The 19,119-nt window shown below is 57.1% G+C and carries 18 protein-coding genes; 2 read left to right on the top strand and 16 right to left on the bottom strand.

Annotated elements, in window-relative coordinates; all coding sequences use genetic code 11:
• Positions 1-23 precede the first annotated feature (23 nt).
• Together K1Y02_17245 and K1Y02_17240 are read right to left on the bottom strand one after the other, a co-directional pair.
• Positions 24-515 (bottom strand): recombinase family protein, encoded by a 492-nt coding sequence (locus K1Y02_17245; protein MBX7258110.1) that lies wholly within the window; start codon positions 513-515, stop codon positions 24-26.
• A 442-nt stretch (positions 516-957) separates the two neighbouring features.
• A complete protein-coding gene (locus K1Y02_17240; protein MBX7258109.1) occupies positions 958-1,401 on the bottom strand; it encodes a GntR family transcriptional regulator in 444 nt (147 codons plus the stop codon).
• Between the two features lie 167 nt (positions 1,402-1,568).
• On the opposite strand from K1Y02_17240, the gene K1Y02_17235 reads away from it, so the two are divergent.
• On the top strand, positions 1,569-3,356 hold the full coding sequence (locus K1Y02_17235; protein MBX7258108.1) for a CehA/McbA family metallohydrolase: 1,788 nt from the start codon (positions 1,569-1,571) through the stop codon (positions 3,354-3,356).
• 27 nt (positions 3,357-3,383) lie between these two features.
• On the opposite strand, the gene K1Y02_17230 is transcribed toward K1Y02_17235, so the two are convergent.
• Together K1Y02_17230 and K1Y02_17225 are read right to left on the bottom strand one after the other, a co-directional pair.
• Positions 3,384-4,340 carry a GDP-mannose 4,6-dehydratase gene (locus K1Y02_17230; protein ID MBX7258107.1) on the bottom strand — a complete coding sequence of 319 codons (957 nt, stop codon included), beginning with the start codon at positions 4,338-4,340 and terminating at the stop codon, positions 3,384-3,386.
• 91 nt (positions 4,341-4,431) lie between these two features.
• Positions 4,432-5,685, bottom strand: a complete 1,254-nt coding sequence (locus K1Y02_17225) for a hypothetical protein (protein ID MBX7258106.1) — start codon at positions 5,683-5,685, stop codon at positions 4,432-4,434.
• 189 nt (positions 5,686-5,874) lie between these two features.
• On the opposite strand from K1Y02_17225, the gene K1Y02_17220 reads away from it, so the two are divergent.
• A complete protein-coding gene (locus tag K1Y02_17220) occupies positions 5,875-6,585 on the top strand; it encodes a type I 3-dehydroquinate dehydratase (protein MBX7258105.1) in 711 nt (236 codons plus the stop codon).
• Between the two features lie 88 nt (positions 6,586-6,673).
• Here the strand turns inward: K1Y02_17220 and K1Y02_17215 are convergent, their stop codons facing one another.
• From K1Y02_17215 to K1Y02_17160, 12 genes are all read right to left on the bottom strand, one after another.
• Positions 6,674-7,243 (bottom strand): aminodeoxychorismate/anthranilate synthase component II, encoded by a 570-nt coding sequence (locus tag K1Y02_17215; GenBank protein MBX7258104.1) that lies wholly within the window; start codon positions 7,241-7,243, stop codon positions 6,674-6,676.
• Positions 7,240-8,721, bottom strand: coding sequence for an anthranilate synthase component I (gene trpE, locus K1Y02_17210; GenBank protein MBX7258103.1), 1,482 nt, complete (start codon positions 8,719-8,721; stop codon positions 7,240-7,242). Before trpE ends, K1Y02_17215 begins: the two co-directional genes overlap by 4 nt.
• Before the next feature lie 165 nt (positions 8,722-8,886).
• Positions 8,887-9,276, bottom strand: a complete 390-nt coding sequence (hisI, locus tag K1Y02_17205) for a phosphoribosyl-AMP cyclohydrolase (protein MBX7258102.1) — start codon at positions 9,274-9,276, stop codon at positions 8,887-8,889.
• Between the two features lie 296 nt (positions 9,277-9,572).
• Positions 9,573-10,520: a hypothetical protein gene (locus tag K1Y02_17200; GenBank protein ID MBX7258101.1), complete on the bottom strand. Its 948-nt coding sequence runs from the start codon at positions 10,518-10,520 to the stop codon at positions 9,573-9,575.
• Between the two features lie 84 nt (positions 10,521-10,604).
• The gene (gene accC / locus K1Y02_17195; GenBank protein MBX7258100.1) at positions 10,605-11,948 is read right to left on the bottom strand and encodes an acetyl-CoA carboxylase biotin carboxylase subunit; all 1,344 of its coding nucleotides are present in this window, start codon (positions 11,946-11,948) and stop codon (positions 10,605-10,607) included.
• 20 nt (positions 11,949-11,968) lie between these two features.
• Positions 11,969-12,490: an acetyl-CoA carboxylase biotin carboxyl carrier protein gene (gene accB, locus K1Y02_17190; protein ID MBX7258099.1), complete on the bottom strand. Its 522-nt coding sequence runs from the start codon at positions 12,488-12,490 to the stop codon at positions 11,969-11,971.
• A gap of 48 nt (positions 12,491-12,538) precedes the next feature.
• A complete protein-coding gene (efp, locus tag K1Y02_17185; GenBank protein ID MBX7258098.1) occupies positions 12,539-13,102 on the bottom strand; it encodes an elongation factor P in 564 nt (187 codons plus the stop codon).
• Complete coding sequence (locus K1Y02_17180) at positions 13,099-14,172, bottom strand: Xaa-Pro peptidase family protein (GenBank protein ID MBX7258097.1); 1,074 nt, start codon at positions 14,170-14,172, stop codon at positions 13,099-13,101. Before K1Y02_17180 ends, efp begins: the two co-directional genes overlap by 4 nt.
• A complete protein-coding gene (locus tag K1Y02_17175) occupies positions 14,169-16,817 on the bottom strand; it encodes an O-antigen ligase family protein (GenBank protein ID MBX7258096.1) in 2,649 nt (882 codons plus the stop codon). The genes K1Y02_17180 and K1Y02_17175 overlap by 4 nt, the downstream gene beginning before the upstream one ends.
• Before the next feature lie 2 nt (positions 16,818-16,819).
• Entirely contained in the window at positions 16,820-17,935 is a 1,116-nt protein-coding gene (locus K1Y02_17170) for an undecaprenyl/decaprenyl-phosphate alpha-N-acetylglucosaminyl 1-phosphate transferase (GenBank protein MBX7258095.1), read from the bottom strand.
• A gap of 172 nt (positions 17,936-18,107) precedes the next feature.
• Positions 18,108-18,695, bottom strand: a complete 588-nt coding sequence (locus K1Y02_17165) for an NUDIX hydrolase N-terminal domain-containing protein (protein ID MBX7258094.1) — start codon at positions 18,693-18,695, stop codon at positions 18,108-18,110.
• Between the two features lie 11 nt (positions 18,696-18,706).
• On the bottom strand, positions 18,707-19,119 hold a 413-nt coding region (locus tag K1Y02_17160; protein MBX7258093.1), incomplete at its 5' end, for a hypothetical protein.

The raw sequence follows: 19,119 nt of genomic DNA, 5'->3' as shown, positions 1-19,119 counted from the left end.
CCCTGTGTGCAGACCCGAACTGGCTAGTCTTCGCTATCCTGATCGCCGCCTTCGCCCGGACCGCGTTGGCGCCGGCGCCGCTCGCGCAGGGCGTTCGCCTTGTAGAAGAGCGCAGGTTCGATAATGGGGTCATGCAAGCCTTGTGTCTCGATATCGCCATAGCTGACGCGTCCGCGATAGGTGCGGTTCGAGAGGATAATGGCGATGGCCTGGCGGGACCACTTGTTGCCTTTTCGCGTGAAGATCCCTTTGGAATGGAGATAGTTGACGACTTTGCCCGTACTACGCGTAGCCAGATATTCACGGAAGATCGTGCGGACGACTTCCGCTTCACGATCGTCCACGATAAGTGGGCGTTCGTCGTCGTTGCCACGGCGATACCCGTAAGGAGCCGGGCCCGTTCCGTAGCGCCCCTGTTGTACCGCGCCGAGCTGGCCGCGTTTTACTTTCGCGCCATGCGACAGCCGCGTAGTGTTCTCCAAGGTTTCCAGCTTTGGAAGCCCTTCATCATTCACGCTGACATGGCTCTGCGGGGAGTTCTTTGGTGTTTGCACCGCCAGAGAATCGGAATTAGAGGTGTGTTCAGTGGAATCCATTTGCCGTAGCCCGTCCACATTTTGGTATGAATTCGTTAAATTCGACTGCCACGTGTGCACCGGACCAGTCCGTCGCGCCCCGACGGAAGCTAGTCCCACGAGCAGAGAGTCCCAAGAGCTCTATCGATAGTGTAAAGCAGACTGCGGGCAATGTCAACAATATTCTGACAAAAACGGCAAGATGTCGAGCGTGGCTTTTAGCATTGCCTTGGCGTTGTGTCAGCCAAAGACCTCAGAACAAGATGGGCGTTATCGGCGCAACCACCTAAGAAGACAGGACTTATCAAAAAAGAAGCGGGGTGGCCTCTATCCCCGAAGAGGTCACCCCGTTATCGATTTACACGAATGCCGGAAGGAATGATTATTTCACTTTCTTCTTAATGGGCTTCGCAAGAGCGGTCAGGGAGTTGGGAGTGGAGCTGTATGGACCCGCTTCGCTCGCAAAGCTCTTTTCGGCGACTTCAGAAACTTCTCGGACGCTCATGCCGGCGGCCTTGGCTTCTGCTACGACTTCATGCATGCGCGTGATGATGCGCTTGCGGCAATCTTCGCGGCATTTCGCCTCGATTCCCTTGTTGACGAAGACGCCCATGCCACGGCGGGTATAGAGCAGCCCCATAACTTCAAGGTCTCTGTATGCCTTGGCGACCGTGTTGGGGTTAACACCAAGACGCTCGGAGAGTTCGCGTACGGAGGGAAGTTGATCCCCGGGTTTCAGCCTGCCCGACGCGATGGCAAACTGAACATGGTTTTCGATCTGAACATAGACGGCTACACTGCTGTTGATGTCGATACTTGAGAGCATCTTGACATTCTCCTCCGGCTTGACGCATCGTGCATCGATGGGTGCGGCGGAACCGGCCCGACGCCACTCAATGAGATTCAGATGCGTCTATCAGTAGTTCACACACACCATATTATATCTAGTATAATTCTCCAATGCAACATCAAACTCGATCTAAGGAGATTGTGATGACCAATGGTCAAGTCATAGCACGGCATCGTGTGGGCAGAAATGCAACGCTGTATCTGCTCCTCTGCATGGGAACCTTGCTGTCGCACGGGGCGGAGCGGAGTGGCTCCGTGTTTATGGAGGTTACCGACATTCTGCAAAACAATCTGCCATCGCGAGTCGAGTTGCATCCTGAAGGCGGCGGTAACCCGCTTGTGTTTAACCTCAAGAATGGCAAGGGAATGCAGGAGTGTCCCACGGGGAAATATGTGGCGTACGTTTACGCATACGATTGGGATATCCCGGTTTTAGTCAATATTCAAAGCGTTTCCGTGGAAGCGAACGGCACGGCCAATCTCAGTGTTGAAGTCGTTGAAGGAACGCAAGGAAAGCTCACGTTGCGAGCGTTTGATCAAGATTACGATCTTGTAATGGACCGCGTTGAGGTTGAACAAAAAACGGATCCCGCGAATCCGGCCGATTTTCCGGGAGCGAATCCAGTTCCATTCGAATCACCTGTTTTGTCTAAAGACGCAGGATGGTACAAAGGAGATTTGCACGTTCGTTCGATTCACGGCTCCGGAAAAGAGACGGTTGGCCAATTGGTGAAGCGTGCAGACAAGTCCGGTTTGGACTTCATCGCGATTACCGATCGCAACACGATGGCTTCGGTGTTCGACAGCGATTTTCAATCGGACAAAGTGGTATTGATACCCGCGCTCGAATGGGGAACGGATGAGCGCGGCGTGGCGCTCATCTACGGCCCGCGCACGTTTCCCGAGCTCACCAACGACATCAAAGACGATCAAGGAGTGTGTCAGCGAGTCCAAGCGCAAGGGGGCATCTTCGCCATAGCGCATCCGTGCTTTCCGAATTCCCCATGGCAGCGAGGACTCAGCTATGTCAATGCGATAGAAGTGTGGTCGCGCGACTGGAGAGGAGTGCCTCCACTCGCTCTCGATCAGTTGATGGAAGAGTACAAACGCCGCGTGGACGACAAACTGGTGTATTCGATTTCGCGCGCGGCGAAGACGCCCGACCTATCCGCAAACGGCCAAGCGGCCATGTTCTGGGATTACGAGCTTGTTCGAGGGTTGAAGGCGTGCGCCATCGGCGGCAGCCAGTCCAGCAGTCCCGAAGTGCCAATGGGCAAGCCGCTCACCTACGTGTACGCAAAGGAAAAGTCTGTGCGGGGCATTCTCGAAGGTCTTCGGCTCGGGCGCACGTATGTTTCCTCTGACATAGATGGTCCGACCATCTTGTTCTCCGCGACGGCGGTCACCAAGAGCGCCACGAAAGGCAAGTTCTCCGATATCGGCGTCGGCGGCATCTTGCCGCTGGGCATGCCGATCCAATTCCAGATTCAGGTTGCAAGGGCGAAGGGGTTGAAGGTCGAGCTGCTGAGAAACGGCTGGCCGATTCTCACGAAGATTGTCGAATCGAGCAAGGTTGCCGTGTTCTACCTGACCGACACGCCTCCCTCCTATGCGGTCTATCGCGTGCGTGTGTTGACGCCCGCGACCGGCCCGGGTTTTGGACCAACAACCGTAATGGCCATGACGAGTCCCATTTATGCTCAGGACATTGTGCCGGTTGATATGCGAATGAAGGATCCGCTGGACGTGTGGGTCAAGTTGGAGAACAAGACACTGCCTCCGGTGGAAGTGACTGAACGTTCAGACGTGGACGGGAAGGTCCGTGTTCGCACGACCGGAGGGCCACCGGCAATACAGAATCCAAACGAAGGAGACGTCGAGCTTCCTCCCGACGCTCAGGTAAAAACACTCAATCCTGTTCCCTTGCGCTAGGATTGGCCGCAAGGGACTCGCCCCGGGCTACATGCGCTTGCGCATGTCCTCGATGACGGAATCGAGAATCACATCAAGCGGCGTATTGGGCTGGTATCCAATCGCCGCTTGAATCTTTTCCAGAGACGGCGCGCGATGCCGCATGTCCTCGTATCCAGGACCGTAGGCTTGGCCGTAGTCGATGAAATGAATATCCGACGTACTGCGGGTGCGCTCAATGACGCGTTTCGCAAGATCGACTATGGCGATGCGCTCGGTGTTTCCCAAGTTGAAGATCTCGCCGGATATATCCGCGCGCTCCATCAACCCCATCAGCGCGGGCACGGCGTCGCCCACATACGCAAAGCAGCGCGTCTGGCGCCCATCTCCATACACAGGAAGCGGTTCGCCGAGCAGTGCCGCGCGGACAAACCGCGGGACCACCATGCCATAGCGCCCGGTCTGTCTCGGCCCGACAATGTTGAATAAGCGCACAACGACACAGGGCAGCCGTTTCGTGCGCCAATAGGCCAGCGCCAGGAATTCATCGATGGCTTTCGATTCCGCATAGCTCCATCGGCTCAAATGCGTGGAGCCCATGATGCGGTCATCGTCTTCCTTGAAGACTTCCTTTTCGCTCTTGCCGTAGACCTCACTCGTGGACGTGATGAGCAGGCGCCTGCGGTAGCGGCACGTCTCTTCGAGGATCGTCTCCGTGCCACGGATATTGTTGGTAATCGTGAGAATGGGCTCGTCCACCACCAACTCAACGCCCAATGTCGCCGCCAAGTGATAGACGACGTCCACTTCGCGCACCAATTCGCGCACGATATCCTGGTTCAGCGTCGAGTCGATTACAGTCGTGAGACCATCGATATGTTCAATGTTCTCGTAGCGTCCCGTGCTGAGGTCGTCAAGCACAAAGACCTTGTGTCCTCGCTTGACCAACGCGTCGCACAAGTGCGACCCGATAAAACCGGCGCCGCCCGTTACCAATGCCCGCATAGTGAATCCCCTTCCGGAGTTGGTTTCGCGCCAGTATACGGGCGCTTTTGCGCTGGTTCAAAGAGGTCAGGGAGACGCCAACCGCAGCCCCTCACTCTTTCACATCCACGCGATAGACTTGCATCTGACCCGGCGCCAGCCAGTGCGACACCGAGACGCCTCCCTCTTCTTTGCGCACGCCCGCAGCGGTTTCCTTGTTCTCCCAATTCATCTCGTAGGCCGTTGTGTTCGCGCCGCGAAATGTGAGAGTAGCGTTCGTGTTCGTGTCGACAGTATTGTTGACCACCGCAACCCAAGGGCGGGCCTGCAAGTCGACAAACCGGGACACAATCAACGGACACGTGCTCTCGGCCTTTACGAAGAGATCGTCGGCAGCGAAAGGTTCACAACCTTCGATAGGCTCAGGGAATTGCATGGCTTTGACGAGTTGTAGATCGAGAAAAAGACGGCCGTAGCGCTTCGTGAAGCCTTTGTTCGTTCGCTTCAGGGACTCGAATACGGGAGTGCGATCCCAGAACTCGTCCACGGGCGAAAGCCGGTAGTTATCGTGCGGATTCCGCATATAGAAGAAGAAATATAGAATCCCTTGAGCCCCGTAGGCGACGGACGAGTTGAATTGCCACCGGATATCGTCTTCGCTGGGACACCGGTAATTGAAATGTCCAACTGAAAGGATGGTGGTCCAGAACGGTATGTTCGCGCGCCTGGCTGCCGCACCGTACTCGCGAAGATTGCGAAAGTACATTCCCCATCCCGTCTTTCCCGGATTCATTTGCGAATAACAGTCGTAGCAGAGGAATTCGATGCCGGACTTCTGCACGAAGTCGTCGAGGTAGGTTCCCCAATCGTCATATCCGACACGACCGGTTGCGCCCATGTGCCACGGTAACAGATTCACAAACGGCGACCGATCCGGCGCCGCTTGTTTTACGGCACGGACAGCATCGCAGCACGACTGAAAATCGTCTTTCGATGGTTCGTCAAGGATATGAAAACCGAAGGTGGCGTGATGTCCGGCAAAGTCCTTTGCTGCGTCTGCCGCCTGTTGCACAAAGTCCCCGGGCAACGGCGTACGAGATTGAGCACGCGGATCGCACACGATCACTTTGATGCCTCGCTTATCCGACCAATCGAGGATCTGCTGCATCCGAGCCACATTTTCCGGCGTCACGGAATACTCGGGCCCCATCGTGAGCGTAATCCCGGCGTCCTGCCATTCTTGGATCTTCGCCTCGTCAAAGACCTCGATGGACGCGTAGTTCCAGAATCCGATTGGGAATGTATCCAGGCGTGCGTTGAATTCCGCGGTTCCCGCAACGCAAAGAAAGCTGAGTAGAATTGCCATGCTGACGTCCCCCTAGTAGTCCGCGCCCAAAGGGCGCATATTGACAACTATAACAAGATCGGGGCGATGCAAAAACCACCGCGCATGGCGGTCATCAAGGCTCCTCACTGCACGGCACCGTGTTTTGCGCATACACAAACGCAGTCGATATACTCGAAATCACTACGGTGCAGCATAGGAGTCCAGCAAATGATAACAATCGGCGCGTTGAATCTCGGCAATGGACCGCGCATTGCGGTGCCCTTTCGTGATGGAACGAGGCAGGAAGACATTCGCCGCGCAAGAGAACTGGGAATGCACCTGGCCGAGCTCAGAATCGATCTATACTCGGCGACCGATACCAGTCACGTTCTGGGCGAGGTGGAGAAGTTTGCGGGGGTACCCACGCTGGCAACTATTCGTTCATCGCAAGAAGGCGGCAAATGGGACAAGAGCGATGCCGAACGTCTGGCCCTCTTCGAGGCGGTCATTCCGCATGTTGACGCAGTCGACATCGAGATTTCGTCCCAAGAGATTCGCGACGACGTTATTGCCACCGCGAGAAATGCGGGCAAGACGATCATCGCCTCGTTTCACGATTTCAAGGGGACACCGCCACTGCACGTGATTCAAGCCATGGCGGACGAGGGCTGGAAAAACCGCGCCACAGCTGTGAAAGTGGCGACGCGATGCGAAGACTGGAACGATTTGCGCACGTTAGCAGAGTTTACGCTCCACAATGTTTCATTGGGCGTTGTGTCCATCGGCATGGGACCTACGGGCACAGTCTCTCGCATTTTGTTTCCCGCGTTGGGTTCCTTGTTCACTTTTGCCTCTTTCGGAGAAGGCACCGCTCCGGGTCAGCTTACGCTTGAAGAGACTGCGGGGTACCTGCGGGGTCTGTATCCCGTGACTTCCTAAGGTCGTGGATTGAAACGCGACGCGGCGCCGATCAACGAGTAACCGGCGCCGCGAGCTGGAAACGTCTACCTCGAATATTCCGCTCAGGTCACTTCTTCACGTCCATGAAGTTCCTGATCATCTGTTTTCCGTTCTCCGTCAGGATGCTCTCGGGATGGAACTGCACGCCGAAGATGGGATACTTCGTGTGAGCGACCGCCATGATCTCTTTCTGGTCAGTTTCCGCCGTAATCTCGAGGTCCTTCGGGCACGTGTCGCGTTTGATGATCAGCGAATGGTAACGCGTTGCCGTGAACGGCGAGGGCACGTCTTTGAAGAATCGGTTGCCCGTGTGGGTCATGGCGCAGACCTTGCCATGCATGATGCGCCCTGCGCGTACAACGTCGCCTCCGAATGCCGCTCCGATGGCCTGATGCCCCAGACACACGCCCAACAAGGGAAACTCCGGCCCGAGTTGCTTGATGACGTCGATGGAAATTCCCGCCTCGTGCGGCGTGCAGGGCCCCGGCGAAATCACGATGCGGTCGGGATTGAGCGCGCGGATGCCTTCCACGTCAATGGCATCGTTGCGAAAGACCCGAATGTCCCGCTCCAATTCGCCAAAGTACTGCACGAGGTTGTACGTGAACGAATCGTAGTTGTCAATGAGTACGATCATGATTCGAGTCCTTTCTCCGCGAACTCAACGGCCCGGAACAGAGCCTTTGCCTTGTTGACGGTTTCATCGTATTCGCGTTCGGGCACGCTGTCGTAGACAATGCCGGCGCCGGCCTGCAAGTAGGCGACTCCGTCCTTAACCACCATCGTTCTGATGATGATGCAGGTGTCCATGTCTCCCGAGAAGCTGATGTAGCCGCAACCGCCCGCGTAGGGTCCGCGCCGCACCGGCTCCAATTCGTCGATAATCTCCATGGCGCGAATTTTCGGCGCTCCGCTAACCGTTCCCATGGGGAAGGTTGCGCGAAGTGCCTCGAAAGCGTCTGCATCCTTTCGGATGCGGCCTTCGACTTCGCTGACGATATGCATCACGTGAGAGTAATGCTCAATGGTCATTAAGCGCGATGGCGCAACCGTGCCGGGATCGCTGATTCGGCCGATGTCGTTACGACCCAAGTCGACCAGCATAATGTGCTCGGCACGCTCCTTCTCGTCGGCCATGAGATCCTTTTCGAGGGCCAGGTCTTCCGCCGCGCTCGCGCCGCGCGGACGAGTGCCTGCGATGGGCCGCACCATGCATCGCCCGTTGCGCACCTGAGTCATCACTTCCGGGCTGGATCCAACCAGCGAAAACTCGGGGTATTGCACCAGGGTCATGTAGGGCGACGGATTGATGCAGCGAAGCGCGCGGTAAAGATTCGTGGGACTCGCGTATACTTCGCGCTCGAAGCGTTGCGACAACACCACCTGGAAGATGTCGCCCGCGCAGATATACTCCTTCGCTTTGTCGACAGCGGCGCAGAACGCTTCTTTGGTAAAGCTCGACTTGATCTCCGCGTTGACCTCGCCGGAGTGCATGCGCTCGGTCGTGACGAAGAGAGGTTTCTTCAGCGTGGCGACAAGATCGTCTATCTTGCGGACGGCCTCGTTGTACGCAGACGCTGTGTCGCTCTTAACGTGCGCGTTCGAGACTACCTTGAGGCGGTTGTTAACGTGATCGAAGATCAGGATGGTGTCCGTGATCATGAAATACAGGTCGGGCAAATTGAGCGCGTCAGGATTCTTGTCGGGCAACTTCTCGAAGAACCGGACCTGATCGTAGGACATATAACCAACCGCACCGCCATGGAATGATGGGACGCCTTCCACCGGCACAGGCTGGTAATCCTTCATGATCTTGCGCAATTCTTCGAGGGGGTCGTCCGACGTGAACGACGATTGACGTCCGTCGCGCGTGAGCACAACGTCGCGGCCCTTGGATCGAAAGACCGTCGAGGGATTCGCGCCAAGAAACGAATACCGGCCAATCTGATCGGCCTTCTCGACGCTTTCTAACAGGAACGAGTAAGCTTGGCCCTTGGCAATCTTCAGATACGCCGTGACCGGCGTTTCCAAGTCCGCAACGACATCGCGATACACAGGGACCACTGCCCCAGGTTTGGCGAGCTTTCTGAACTCCTCCAATGTTGGATGAATCATGATCTATTCCTCATCTGCGGATGGTTCCGCGGTTTACTTCTATGCTCTTCTTTGATTGATTCTGAGTTATGTACAAGGGTCTGGGGTTTGGGGACTGGTCAGTAGAACTCGGCACTTTGCTGGGGTTTTCACTAGACCCCAAATCCCAGACCCCATACCCTACTTCTATTCTTTTGCGACGCCGTCGCCGGCTAAGGTCATGCTGGCGTCAAAGTCCACCTTCCGATAAAAACAGCTCGTTTCATTGGTGTGGCAGGTGGGCCCAATGGGATCGCACTTGACAAGCAGCGCATCGCCGTCGCAGTCGACGCGGATCTCGATGACGTTGAGCACGTTGCCGGAAGTTTCGCCTTTTCGCCAAAGCTTCTGCCTGGAGCGGGACCAGAAGCACGCCTTCCGTTCGCGAAGCGTGATGCCGAGAGACTCTTCGTTCATGTAACCCAACATCAAGACTTGGCCGGTCTCGTGGTGCTGGATAATGGCAGCGACAAGCCCCTTATCATCGGTCTTGAGTATGTCGTACAGCGCTCGAACGGAAGACGATTCGGATTGCATGGTGCTCCTTTCTGAAAGTACCGCTCACGAATTGAACGAGTACGTAAACGAACATGGGAAAAAAAGAAAAAAGGAAACGCGGAGATTAGGAATGAATATGGTGACGCCATCGAAGGGAAGCGATCGATAGGAACGACATCACCGGTTCTCCGTTTTGGGCGCCGTTATTGCGCATGGTGCAGTAGTTATACAACGGTTTGGGAGGTCACGTCAAGCGCACGCGCGAGCGCTCTCCTTTCCTCGCACTGGACTACTGCAGACAGGGACAACCGGTTCCCACAGGCATCATGCCGAACTTACGAAAGAGCTGGCTTATCCTCGTCGGGCTTGCGCTCGTCGTCATCCGTCAAGCTGTCAAACGATGTGCTCTCTGAGACATGCGGCAATTCTGCGGTAAATCCTGCTTCCGAAGACTCCTCATCGTCCGCGCCCGGTGTGACGGCAAGATCGTCGTCATCCTCTTCGTGCTCAGTGTCTTCACGGAGCTTCAGCGAATCCTCGTACGTGAGGAGATCGTCATTGGCCGGTGCGGGCGCTTCCCACTCCGAAACGTCGGGAAGCGGTGCAGGCGCTGCGACCGCTGCGACGGCAGCGGGGGCGGCCACGGAGGCTGGAGCCGACACGGGAACTAAAGGCTTTGCCGTATCGGGCTTGCCTGTTGGAAGGTTCTCCTTTACGTGGTCTCGAAAGGTCTCGACCGGCGAGGTCGACACGTCCTTTCCGTCGACTATAATACCGTCGATATTGAGGTCCACGGTGGCGACCTCGTCTGCACCGAGCAGTTGACGGGCCTGGCGTGCGATTTCGTTGCTAAGCTGGATCGCGGCTTCGCGCGCGCTGGCGCCGCCCGCCTTGTACAACAGAACATTCGAACTGATCTTCACCTTGCGGCTGTTCTCGTCGGCGCTCACTTCGACGCTCACCCTTCTGACAGTGGGCAGCTTCTTCAAAGACTTGCGCAGGGCCGCTTCAACGGAATCGAGTTGGAAGGTGACGTTGCCCTGCGCGCTCTGGAACGTGATGCGCCGGCCGCGGCGAAACCCACCGAAAGGAAGAATCGCAAAGAGGGCAACCGCCGCGATCGCGAGGCCGATGCCAATACGCCAAAGATCTTCGTGAGGCACCGGAACTTTAGTAATCAGCACATTGTAAAGCGTGCTGACCGGAACGGTGGCGAGGGCGACGCCGGCAATGAAGATACCCACTCCGAGTACAACTAGAATGGCGTGTTGAAGAAGTCTCATGGCGACTCACCTTGCTCCTAGCGGGAGCGGTTATACCAAGACTGAATCGACGCTCAATTAGGATACAACAAAGACCGGTCGGGATCAGCGCCCTTTTGCAATGAATTGATCCACCATGTCGGTGCTGAGTTCCCCTCTGCGGAACCGGTCGCTCTGTACGATACGCGCGCACAGCGCAGCCGATGTCTTTACACCGACCACGGTGAACTCCTGCAAGGCCCCCGCCAACCGGCTGATGGCTTCGTCGCGCGTGGCGCCGCGGGCAATGACTTTGGCCAGCAGGGAGTCGTAGTACCTGGGAACGGTATAGCCCGCGAAGAGATGGCTGTCCACTCGGATACCGGGTCCGCCGGGAATGTGGCAGCTTGTGACCGTGCCCGGGCTGGGAGCGAAATTGGCATCCGGATCTTCCGCGTAGACGCGCGCCTCGATCGAGTGGCCCTCGGTCTTGACCCAGGTGCTCTTCAAGGGCTCACCCGCGGCAATTCGGATCTGCTCGCGAACAAGGTCCATGCCGGTGACTTCTTCCGTCACGGGATGCTCTACTTGAATGCGGGCATTGAATTCGATGAAGTAGAATGACCCATCCTGCGCAACGATGAACTCCGCCGTGCCTGCGTTCGTGTAGCCGATGGCTTTTGCCGCGCGAATAGCGGCCTTGGCCATCTTGGAACGCATCGACGAATTGAGCCTCGTTGAGGGAGTCTCCTCGATGAGCTTCTGGTGACGCCGCTGCACGGTACACTCGCGTTCGCCAAGGGTCATAATGCGGCCATGCTCATCGCCGAGGATTTGAAACTCGATGTGCCGGGCGTTCTCGACAAACTTCTCGATGTATACCCCTGCGTCACCGAACGCGGTCTGCGCTTCCGCGGAAGCCATGCCGACGGCTTTCTGCAACGCGACATCGTTGTGGGCGATGCGCATGCCCTTACCGCCACCGCCCGCGGAAGCCTTGACCAGCACGGGGAAACCAATCTGCCGCGCGATGGCGAGGGCCTGCTCGCCGTTGGTCACAAGGCCTTCGCTGCCAGGAACAACCGGCACGCCGGCAGCTTTCACTTTGTCGCGGCACGCCGATTTGTTGCCGCTGAGGGCGATAGCCTCGGGCGAGGGTCCGATAAAGCCGATGTTGCACTCACGGCACATGGCCGCAAAACGTGGGTTTTCGGATAGGAATCCGTATCCCGGATGAATGGCATGGGCGTCGCAAATCTCCGCGGCCGTGATAATCGCCGGCATGTGGAGATAGCTTTCCGTGGCCACGGGCGGCCCAATGCAGATGCTCTCATCAGCCAGGGATGCATGGAGACAATCCTGGTCCGCCGTGGAGTACACCGCAATGGAAGTGATGCCCGCTTCCCGGCACGCACGAATGATACGCACGGCAATTTCGCCGCGGTTCGCTATAAGTATCCGCCGAAACATAGTTGATGTCTGGCGCGGCGCTATGCCGTGTCCAAAGGCCGCACCGCAAACAGGGGCTGCCCGTATTCGACCGGCTCCGCATTCTCGACCAGAACCCGAACGATGACAGCCCGGAACTTCGCTGTCACCTCATTCATCAGTTTCATGGCTTCCACGATGCAGACGGTCTGGTCTAATTCAATGGTATCTCCCACGCTGACGAACGGCGGATCGCCGGGCGAAGGAGCGGCGTAGAACACGCCGACCATCGGAGAATCAATGGTTACCAGGTCTTCCTCTCCTTCGGCGGGAGTGGCCTCCGGCGCCGCAGGAGCCGCATGTGATACGTTAATGGGAGCAATGGGAACTGGCGCCAAGGGGGCTGCAGCCATAACCGGCGCTGCCACGGGGGGCAAAGTCGCCACAAATGACTGCGGTTGCTGCTGCACAACCTGCTGGCCCTTGGTCAACCTAACACGCCGTCCCTCTTCTTCGAGTTCAATTTCCCAAAGATCGGACGACTGGAAAATGTCTATAAGTTCCCGGAGCTTATCGAGATCCAATGACTCGTCCTCCGTTTCGCCTGAATCGATACCCATGTTCTGCGGGTATCAGGCGTTCACACGCTCGATGTACTCTCCGGTGCGCGTGTCTACTTTAATCATTTCACCTTCATTCACAAACAGCGGAACCTGGACAACAGCGCCGGTCTCCAAGGTGGCGGGCTTCGTACCGCCGGTGGCTCTATCTCCCTGCACTCCCGGATCGCACCGCGTGATTTGCAGGTTTACGGTGATCGGCATGTTCAGTTTAATCACTTTGCCGTCATAGAATACCAAATTCGCCGAGTTGTTTTCCTTCAAGTAGTCTTTGTTGTCGCCCACGGTGGCGGAACCAACGACCGTCTGCTCGTAGGTGTTCGGGTCCATGAAATGGTAGAGGTCGCCGTCGCTGTAGAGGTATTGCCAGGTCTGCTCCTCAAGCCGGACGTCCTCCATCTTTTCTCCAGACCGGAACGTCCGCTCCAGCACACGGCCGGTCAGCACGTTCTTGAACTTTGTGCGCACAAAGGCTCCGCCTTTGCCCGGCTTGACGTGTTGGAATTCAACGATTTCCATCAACTCGCCGTCTTGAAGTACTACCAACCCGTTTCGGAAGTCTGCCGTCGAAATCATGTTCCTAAGACCCTTAGTTCCTTTGGTGCGGTCGTCAAATTCTCGTATCCCGACTCGGTGACCACTACGAGGTCCTCGATTCGGACTCCACCTTGGCCAGGGAGATAGATGCCCGGTTCCACCGTTACGACCATTCCTGGCTGCAACACGGTTTCGGACTCGATGTTGAGTCTCGGTCCTTCGTGGATTTCAATCCCCACCCCGTGCCCCAAGCCGTGGCCGAAGTGCTTACCGTGGCCGCCATCTTCAATTACTGCCCGAGCGATAGCATCCACTTCCCGCCCTCGCATACCCGGTTTTATCGATTCCAGGGCCTTGCGTTGCGCGGTTAAGGTTAGGCGGTAAATCTCCTCGAACCACAAGTCGGAGAGGCTACCAAACGCATAGGTGCGAGTCAAGTCGGAGCAGTAGCCATTGAGCCGGCAACCGAAGTCGAGAAGAACAGTATCCTGCTCCCGGAGCTTGGTGGGACCGGGCTGGCCGTGAGGAAGCGAGCATCGGGAACCAAATAAAACGATGGACTCGAAGGAAGGCCCCGTGGCGCCCCGTTTCCGGAAACCGTACTCGAACTGGGCCGCAACCTCCTGTTCGGTCTGCCCGACACGAAGTTGGGCCGTAACTTCTTCAAGTACGGACTCCGCGAGTGACTGGGCCGCCCGTATCGCCTCCACTTCGGCGGAATCCTTGATGCGGCGGCCAGCCAGGACGATGTCGTCGACTTCCTTGAGTTCGTGAGTGAAGTGTTTACGAAGGGTGCGTAACTCGGCAACGGTCATATACGAGGGTTCGAACGCGGCAACTCGCGCGCCCAACTGCTCAAGCCGCTCCCCGGCCCGCATGATAAGCGACCCCGCCATCTGCTCGATGGAAAAGGCTTTGTCCACCATCTCTTCCGCTTGCTCGATATAGCGGAAATCGCACAAGAACTGGGCCTCGCTTGCGGTGATTATGACGGCAGACGTGGTGCCGCGAAAGCCCGTCAGATACTGATTGCTAGGTGGAGCAAAGCTGACAAATGCGTCACACCGGGCCTCAGTCATGCGCCGGCGCAGTCCCTCGAGTCGCGTCATCCGGCGTTCCTTTCCATGATTCGCCGTGCCGCCTCGGCCTGCATGTCTTCTGCTTTCTTCTGTACGACGACAGACTCTTTCAACATCGCCTGACCCCGCTCATGATCGCCGGCTTTGTCCAATTGTGTTCCGTATTCTCGCAGGCGGCTGGCAAGTTCGAAGTAGACCAGCGGCCCTTCCGGATAGAGTTCCAACGCGTGCCTGAACTCCTCAAGCCCCTGATCGTAGTAGCGTATCTGCTTCACCGAAGTCTCTACCGCGCCCCGTCGCCATAGGCTGCGCCCCAGCAGATTGCTATACGGGACCTGTTTGGGACTCCGGCGTACGCACTCATGAGCCCAATCAAGGCAAGCGTCGGCATACTTGAGTTTTTCCTCTGGACTGCTGGATTCGCCGTATAGCAAGTCGTACCACAGCCAGATGTGCGAGGCCATCTTCGGGTTATACGGCCAAGCGCCGTCCGCTTCCTTAATCTGTTCGACGATGAGAGGAACGCGTTCCATGGTCTTCTTATGCGTGACCTCAATATCGTTGAATACCAGATACGTATTGGGCGGAGGCGTCTCGCCAGGCGCAAGCGGCCGCATCCGCTCGCTAGTGGGACTCGTGCGCTCGTAAAGCTTACCGATTTGTTCACGGTCCGACTGATCGGGGAACAACATCTTGGCCATTCCGTCAGGCATGGCGACGTTTTGTTTGGGTTTTCCCGCCAAGGCCTCCGCGCGCTCACAGATGAACTTGACGGCCTCCAGCCGCGCTTTGCAGGCGCGCTCGTCTCCCACCAGCCGCTCCGGCATAGTCGCCTGGTAGCCAAGTCCAGCGGCGATTCCGCCCGCCATCAAGACGGCGATACCGGCAAACGGCGATACGCGCTTGGAAACCTCCGCCTCAACAGGTTTCGAGGCTCGGGCGTAGAACAACCCCGCCATCAGGTACACCAGGGCTGTCAGACTCGGGTTGGAGAAATTGAAGTCCACCACCGAATGGAGCACGAAGGCGATGACGGACGAAAAGAGCCCTGCCAATAGCCACCGCTCCGCTTTGTCAGCGGTTGCCCGGATGCGGCGCACCCCCCATACAAAGAAATAGACCCAGAACGCCGTAAAGAGAGCGAAACCCAATATGCCCGTCTCGCACAGGGTCTGAAGAAAGTCATTGTGGGCCTGCTGGACGTCGCCCGCTCCCAAGTACTGGTAGAGGGGGTAAACCGTGCCGAAATTGCCCAAGCCAACGCCCGTCAGGAAGTTGTCGGCGGCCATGCGAATGCCAGAACCCCAGTACGAGAATCGCAAGAGCGCCGTCGCGGGATTCAGGAGTTGCGCGCGCGAGGGATTCTCGCCCTTCAATTCGAGCGATGCGGGCGATACAGGCCCTCCCTGAGGCTTGAGCACTACCGGAGTGTCCTGCGCTGTTGCGGACGTAGGCACTACTGCCGAGAAAGCGCCGACCGCGATGACGCAAAGGCCCACAAGCACGATTGCCGTGCGTACCGCGACACGAGCCTTGCCTTTTCCAGGAATCTTGGCCCCTGCTGCCAACCATGCCAAGAGCGCCAAGCTCACCAACGACGCCAGCATACCTCCACGGGAGTACGTGATAACCAAACCGAAGACTTGCAGCAGCGCAAACAAGCCCATTCCGCCGCACGCGACATAGAGCAGCCACCTTGAAAGTCCGTGCCGGCGGCACACGACCACAGCGCACCAGCCCAACGCAATTGGGGCAGCAAGACAATAGACAACCGCGCGGATCGGATGACTAAGCAATCCCTGGCCTGGATAGGCGAAGCCCCAGTAGAACGTAAAGTAGCAGTACAGGGCCAGAAAAGTAAGAACCACCGTCACCATCCCCACGACGCCGGCCGACGACAATTCACCGCCTTTGGATTCGCGTGCATCCTTGGAAGAGGAAGTCTCCGCAGTTGTGGAAACGGCAGTTCGCAACCGAACAAACGCGCTGGCGGCCGCACCGACGGCTACCGGAATGCCCGTAAGCACCCAGCAGGCAAGCGCATTGGCGAACAACAGCGAGCCCGTCGCGCGATTGCTTTCCAGACGGCTCTTGATGTCGGCGGTCATTTCGGTCGTGCCGAATTCGCGGGCTAAGGCGGAGGGATCGGCGGCGATCATCTGGCGTGTTGCGGGCATAAGGTAAGTAACGTGCAGATAGGCCCAGAGCGTCTCCGCGACCGAACTCACAACAAAGAAACCCAGCACAATAGCCACGGCGCGCCGGGTCCGAATGCCGTTGACTGCCACGAAGAATAGGAGAAGATGACCGGTGAGAATTACCAAACCTTGAAAAGTTGCGTCCTTCTGCACCGAGAACGGCGACAATACACACGCAATGAACACAAATGCGGCGAAGATGCCGGTAGGTACCACGAAGCGAATGGATTCTCGGGCAAAAATCAGGCGCGACGCCAACAAAGCGGCCAGAATGACGTAGCCCCAGAGAAAGGTGAAATTGGTTTCCGGAAACGTTAGCCCGTCGTACCACGGACGTAAGAAGATGAGTATGCCCAGCACGGTCGCATACACCATTTCGCGCATCGCCGCGCCTTTCCCGAGGATATCGTCCAGACCGGATGAAACGGCGTCGCCTTGCGATACCCCTGCAGGCTCACTCTTCTTGCCTTTAGCCATGCTTATCTGTTGTTTTCCCGCTTCCTTCCGGCCTGCATCAGCAACACGATCAGGCAATAGACACCCAATGCCTGCGCAATGATGATGATCGTGCCCGCGTAGTCGACATGAGGCAACAACGCTGCACCCAGTCCGGTCACCGCACCAACAAGGTAAATAAACTCGACGGCGTGGTGCGGCTTCATGCCAAGTTCAACGAGGCGGTGCGAGAAATGCCGCTTATCGCCCTTCATAATCGACTCGCCACGCCGCCATCGGATATAGACAACGCTTAGGGTATCAAAGATGGGGACACTGAGCGCAAGCAGCGGCGCCGCCATAGCTATGCGCGATGAGGTCGTTTCCTGAGCGTAGAAGGTCCCAAGGACGGCCACCGACGCCAGAATGTATCCGCAGAACATCGCGCCTGCGTCTCCCATGAAGATTCGGGCGGGATTGAAGTTGTGGTAAAGGAACCCCGCAACCGATCCCGTGAAAATCATGAGCAGCACGCAAATGAACGTCTGCCCGCTGGGAAGCACGCATGCGAAAAAGGACAAGGAAGCGACGATGGATACACCGGCGCTGAGACCGTCCATGTTGTCGAGAAAATTCATGGCATTAGTCATCATGACGACCCAAAACATGGTGACGGCGGCAGCGAGAATCGGATAGTCGATGAGCAGGTCCACCTGAATCCCAGATAGAACCAGGACCAGCGCGGCCGCAATCTGCCCAATGAGTTTCATCTCGGGACGCAACGCCACGATGTCATCCACTACCCCCAGAATGAAGATGATGACACCGCCTGCAAACAGGCCTATGAGCTTGTATGCGACGTCCGTGCCTGACCCTAGAAAGGACAGCACATTGAGCTGAATCCACTCAATCCCGAACCCTTTCATGGCGATGAGCGCCAGAACGTGGACGCCAATGACGAGATTGAAGGTCACCCAAATCGCCACCCCCCCAAGCAGAGGAACCGGCTCTTTTTGCATCTTGCGCTCGCCCGGATGGTCGAGAATCTTCCAGCGAATGGCAAGAATCCGGACCACGTGGGTCAATAAGATAGAAATGGCAAACGATATGCCCAGCGCATAGGCAAAAATCGAATACCAGTTGACGTACCAATTCTGCATATAGACTCGCTCTGTCTGCACCCCGAAAACGCGCGAAAGACCCGTATTAACTCATACCCCGGCCATTGATTTCCATTGCGCTGTACTACGCACGTTGTGTGGCCAATGGAGAACGGAACGCCCGGGCGCAGGGTGCGAAAAACCACGGCGCTTGAGGGCTAGTCAATCTCTATCAATTGCCAAGGCGTTCTCGGGAGAACCTAACTGCGGCCTTGACGCGCTCTCCGTGATCTCGATGCCATTCCGAAATGGATTCGGGGTCGTGGTACCCGGCTTCAATTGCTTCCTCTGTCGTCGTCAATTGACCGCCGGTAACAACGCAATGAAACAGCAGATGGCATGATGTGTGGGGTTGGCCGTACTCACCCGGGAGACGCGAGGTAACGTTGATAATGTCGCGCGCCTCGACGATCAAACCGACTTCTTCGAAGACCTCGCGTTCCGTGGAACGTTGCGGCGTCTCGCCCAACTCCGCCCATCCCCCGGGCATGGCCCATAAGCCATCGTCGCTGCGGCGAATCAGCAGCATGCGTCTTTCGCTGTCGAAGATGGCCGCGTCCACGCCTACATGCGGCGTGACGTGACCGACGTCCCGGCGGAAGCGTTCGATAGCGGTCTCTTTCGGAAGGCCGCAAAGCGACTCGTACTCGATGGCAGCCAGTTCGAGTAGACGCTCGTAACGCGCGCGGTCGAAGGGGTCCCGCGTGTAGTTCAGTCCAAGTTGAGCGATTCGGCGCAACTCTTCCAGAAATTCGGTCACGGAGTTCATCACTATGGATTTAGCCGGCGCGAACGCTGGTCTTCGTAGAGCGAACGGGGTTCAAGGGTCAGGCCGGAACCTATACCTTCGACGTAGTCTTCGGGCGCGGTTCCCTCAGCCGGCACGTTGAGCAGACTTGTAGACACGGAGACGCCGGAAGTCCCGATGACATATCCCACGCCATATTGATACGACCGAATCTTACCGTTGCCGCGCGTATTCCAGAACACATTTTCGGTGGATGTGTGGCCCGCGCCCGAACTCTCGTCTCTACGGTTTCCCGCATACCATCCGTCATCCAGCAAACACGAATCGACGAGACACGCCATCGACAACGAATGATGAAATTCACAATACGCGGGAAGGCCCACGGGAATGTCTTTAGACACCATATTGGTGCTGCCCGCGCTACGGCAGCGCAGCC

Source organism: Candidatus Hydrogenedentota bacterium, assembly GCA_019695095.1.
GTDB lineage: Bacteria > Hydrogenedentota > Hydrogenedentia > Hydrogenedentales > SLHB01 > JAIBAQ01.
This window is presented reverse-complemented; position numbering and strand designations above follow the sequence as displayed.

Bases quoted from the DNA above. Each gene is read 5' to 3' on its own strand.
- efp (MBX7258098.1), bottom strand. From the start codon at position 13,102: ATGATTTCGACGGCAGACTTCCGAAACGGGTTGGTAGTACTTCAAGAC.
- accC (MBX7258100.1), bottom strand. From the start codon at position 11,948: ATGTTTCGGCGGATACTTATAGCGAACCGCGGCGAAATTGCCGTGCGT.
- K1Y02_17215 (MBX7258104.1), bottom strand. From the start codon at position 7,243: ATGATCGTACTCATTGACAACTACGATTCGTTCACGTACAACCTCGTG.
- K1Y02_17235 (MBX7258108.1), top strand. From the start codon at position 1,569: ATGACCAATGGTCAAGTCATAGCACGGCATCGTGTGGGCAGAAATGCA.
- K1Y02_17170 (MBX7258095.1), bottom strand. From the start codon at position 17,935: ATGCAGAATTGGTACGTCAACTGGTATTCGATTTTTGCCTATGCGCTG.
- K1Y02_17180 (MBX7258097.1), bottom strand. From the start codon at position 14,172: ATGACGCGACTCGAGGGACTGCGCCGGCGCATGACTGAGGCCCGGTGT.
- K1Y02_17175 (MBX7258096.1), bottom strand. From the start codon at position 16,817: ATGGCTAAAGGCAAGAAGAGTGAGCCTGCAGGGGTATCGCAAGGCGAC.
- K1Y02_17230 (MBX7258107.1), bottom strand. From the start codon at position 4,340: ATGCGGGCATTGGTAACGGGCGGCGCCGGTTTTATCGGGTCGCACTTG.
- K1Y02_17220 (MBX7258105.1), top strand. From the start codon at position 5,875: ATGATAACAATCGGCGCGTTGAATCTCGGCAATGGACCGCGCATTGCG.
- K1Y02_17240 (MBX7258109.1), bottom strand. From the start codon at position 1,401: ATGCTCTCAAGTATCGACATCAACAGCAGTGTAGCCGTCTATGTTCAG.
- K1Y02_17200 (MBX7258101.1), bottom strand. From the start codon at position 10,520: ATGAGACTTCTTCAACACGCCATTCTAGTTGTACTCGGAGTGGGTATC.
- hisI (MBX7258102.1), bottom strand. From the start codon at position 9,276: ATGCAATCCGAATCGTCTTCCGTTCGAGCGCTGTACGACATACTCAAG.
- trpE (MBX7258103.1), bottom strand. From the start codon at position 8,721: ATGATTCATCCAACATTGGAGGAGTTCAGAAAGCTCGCCAAACCTGGG.
- K1Y02_17225 (MBX7258106.1), bottom strand. From the start codon at position 5,685: ATGGCAATTCTACTCAGCTTTCTTTGCGTTGCGGGAACCGCGGAATTC.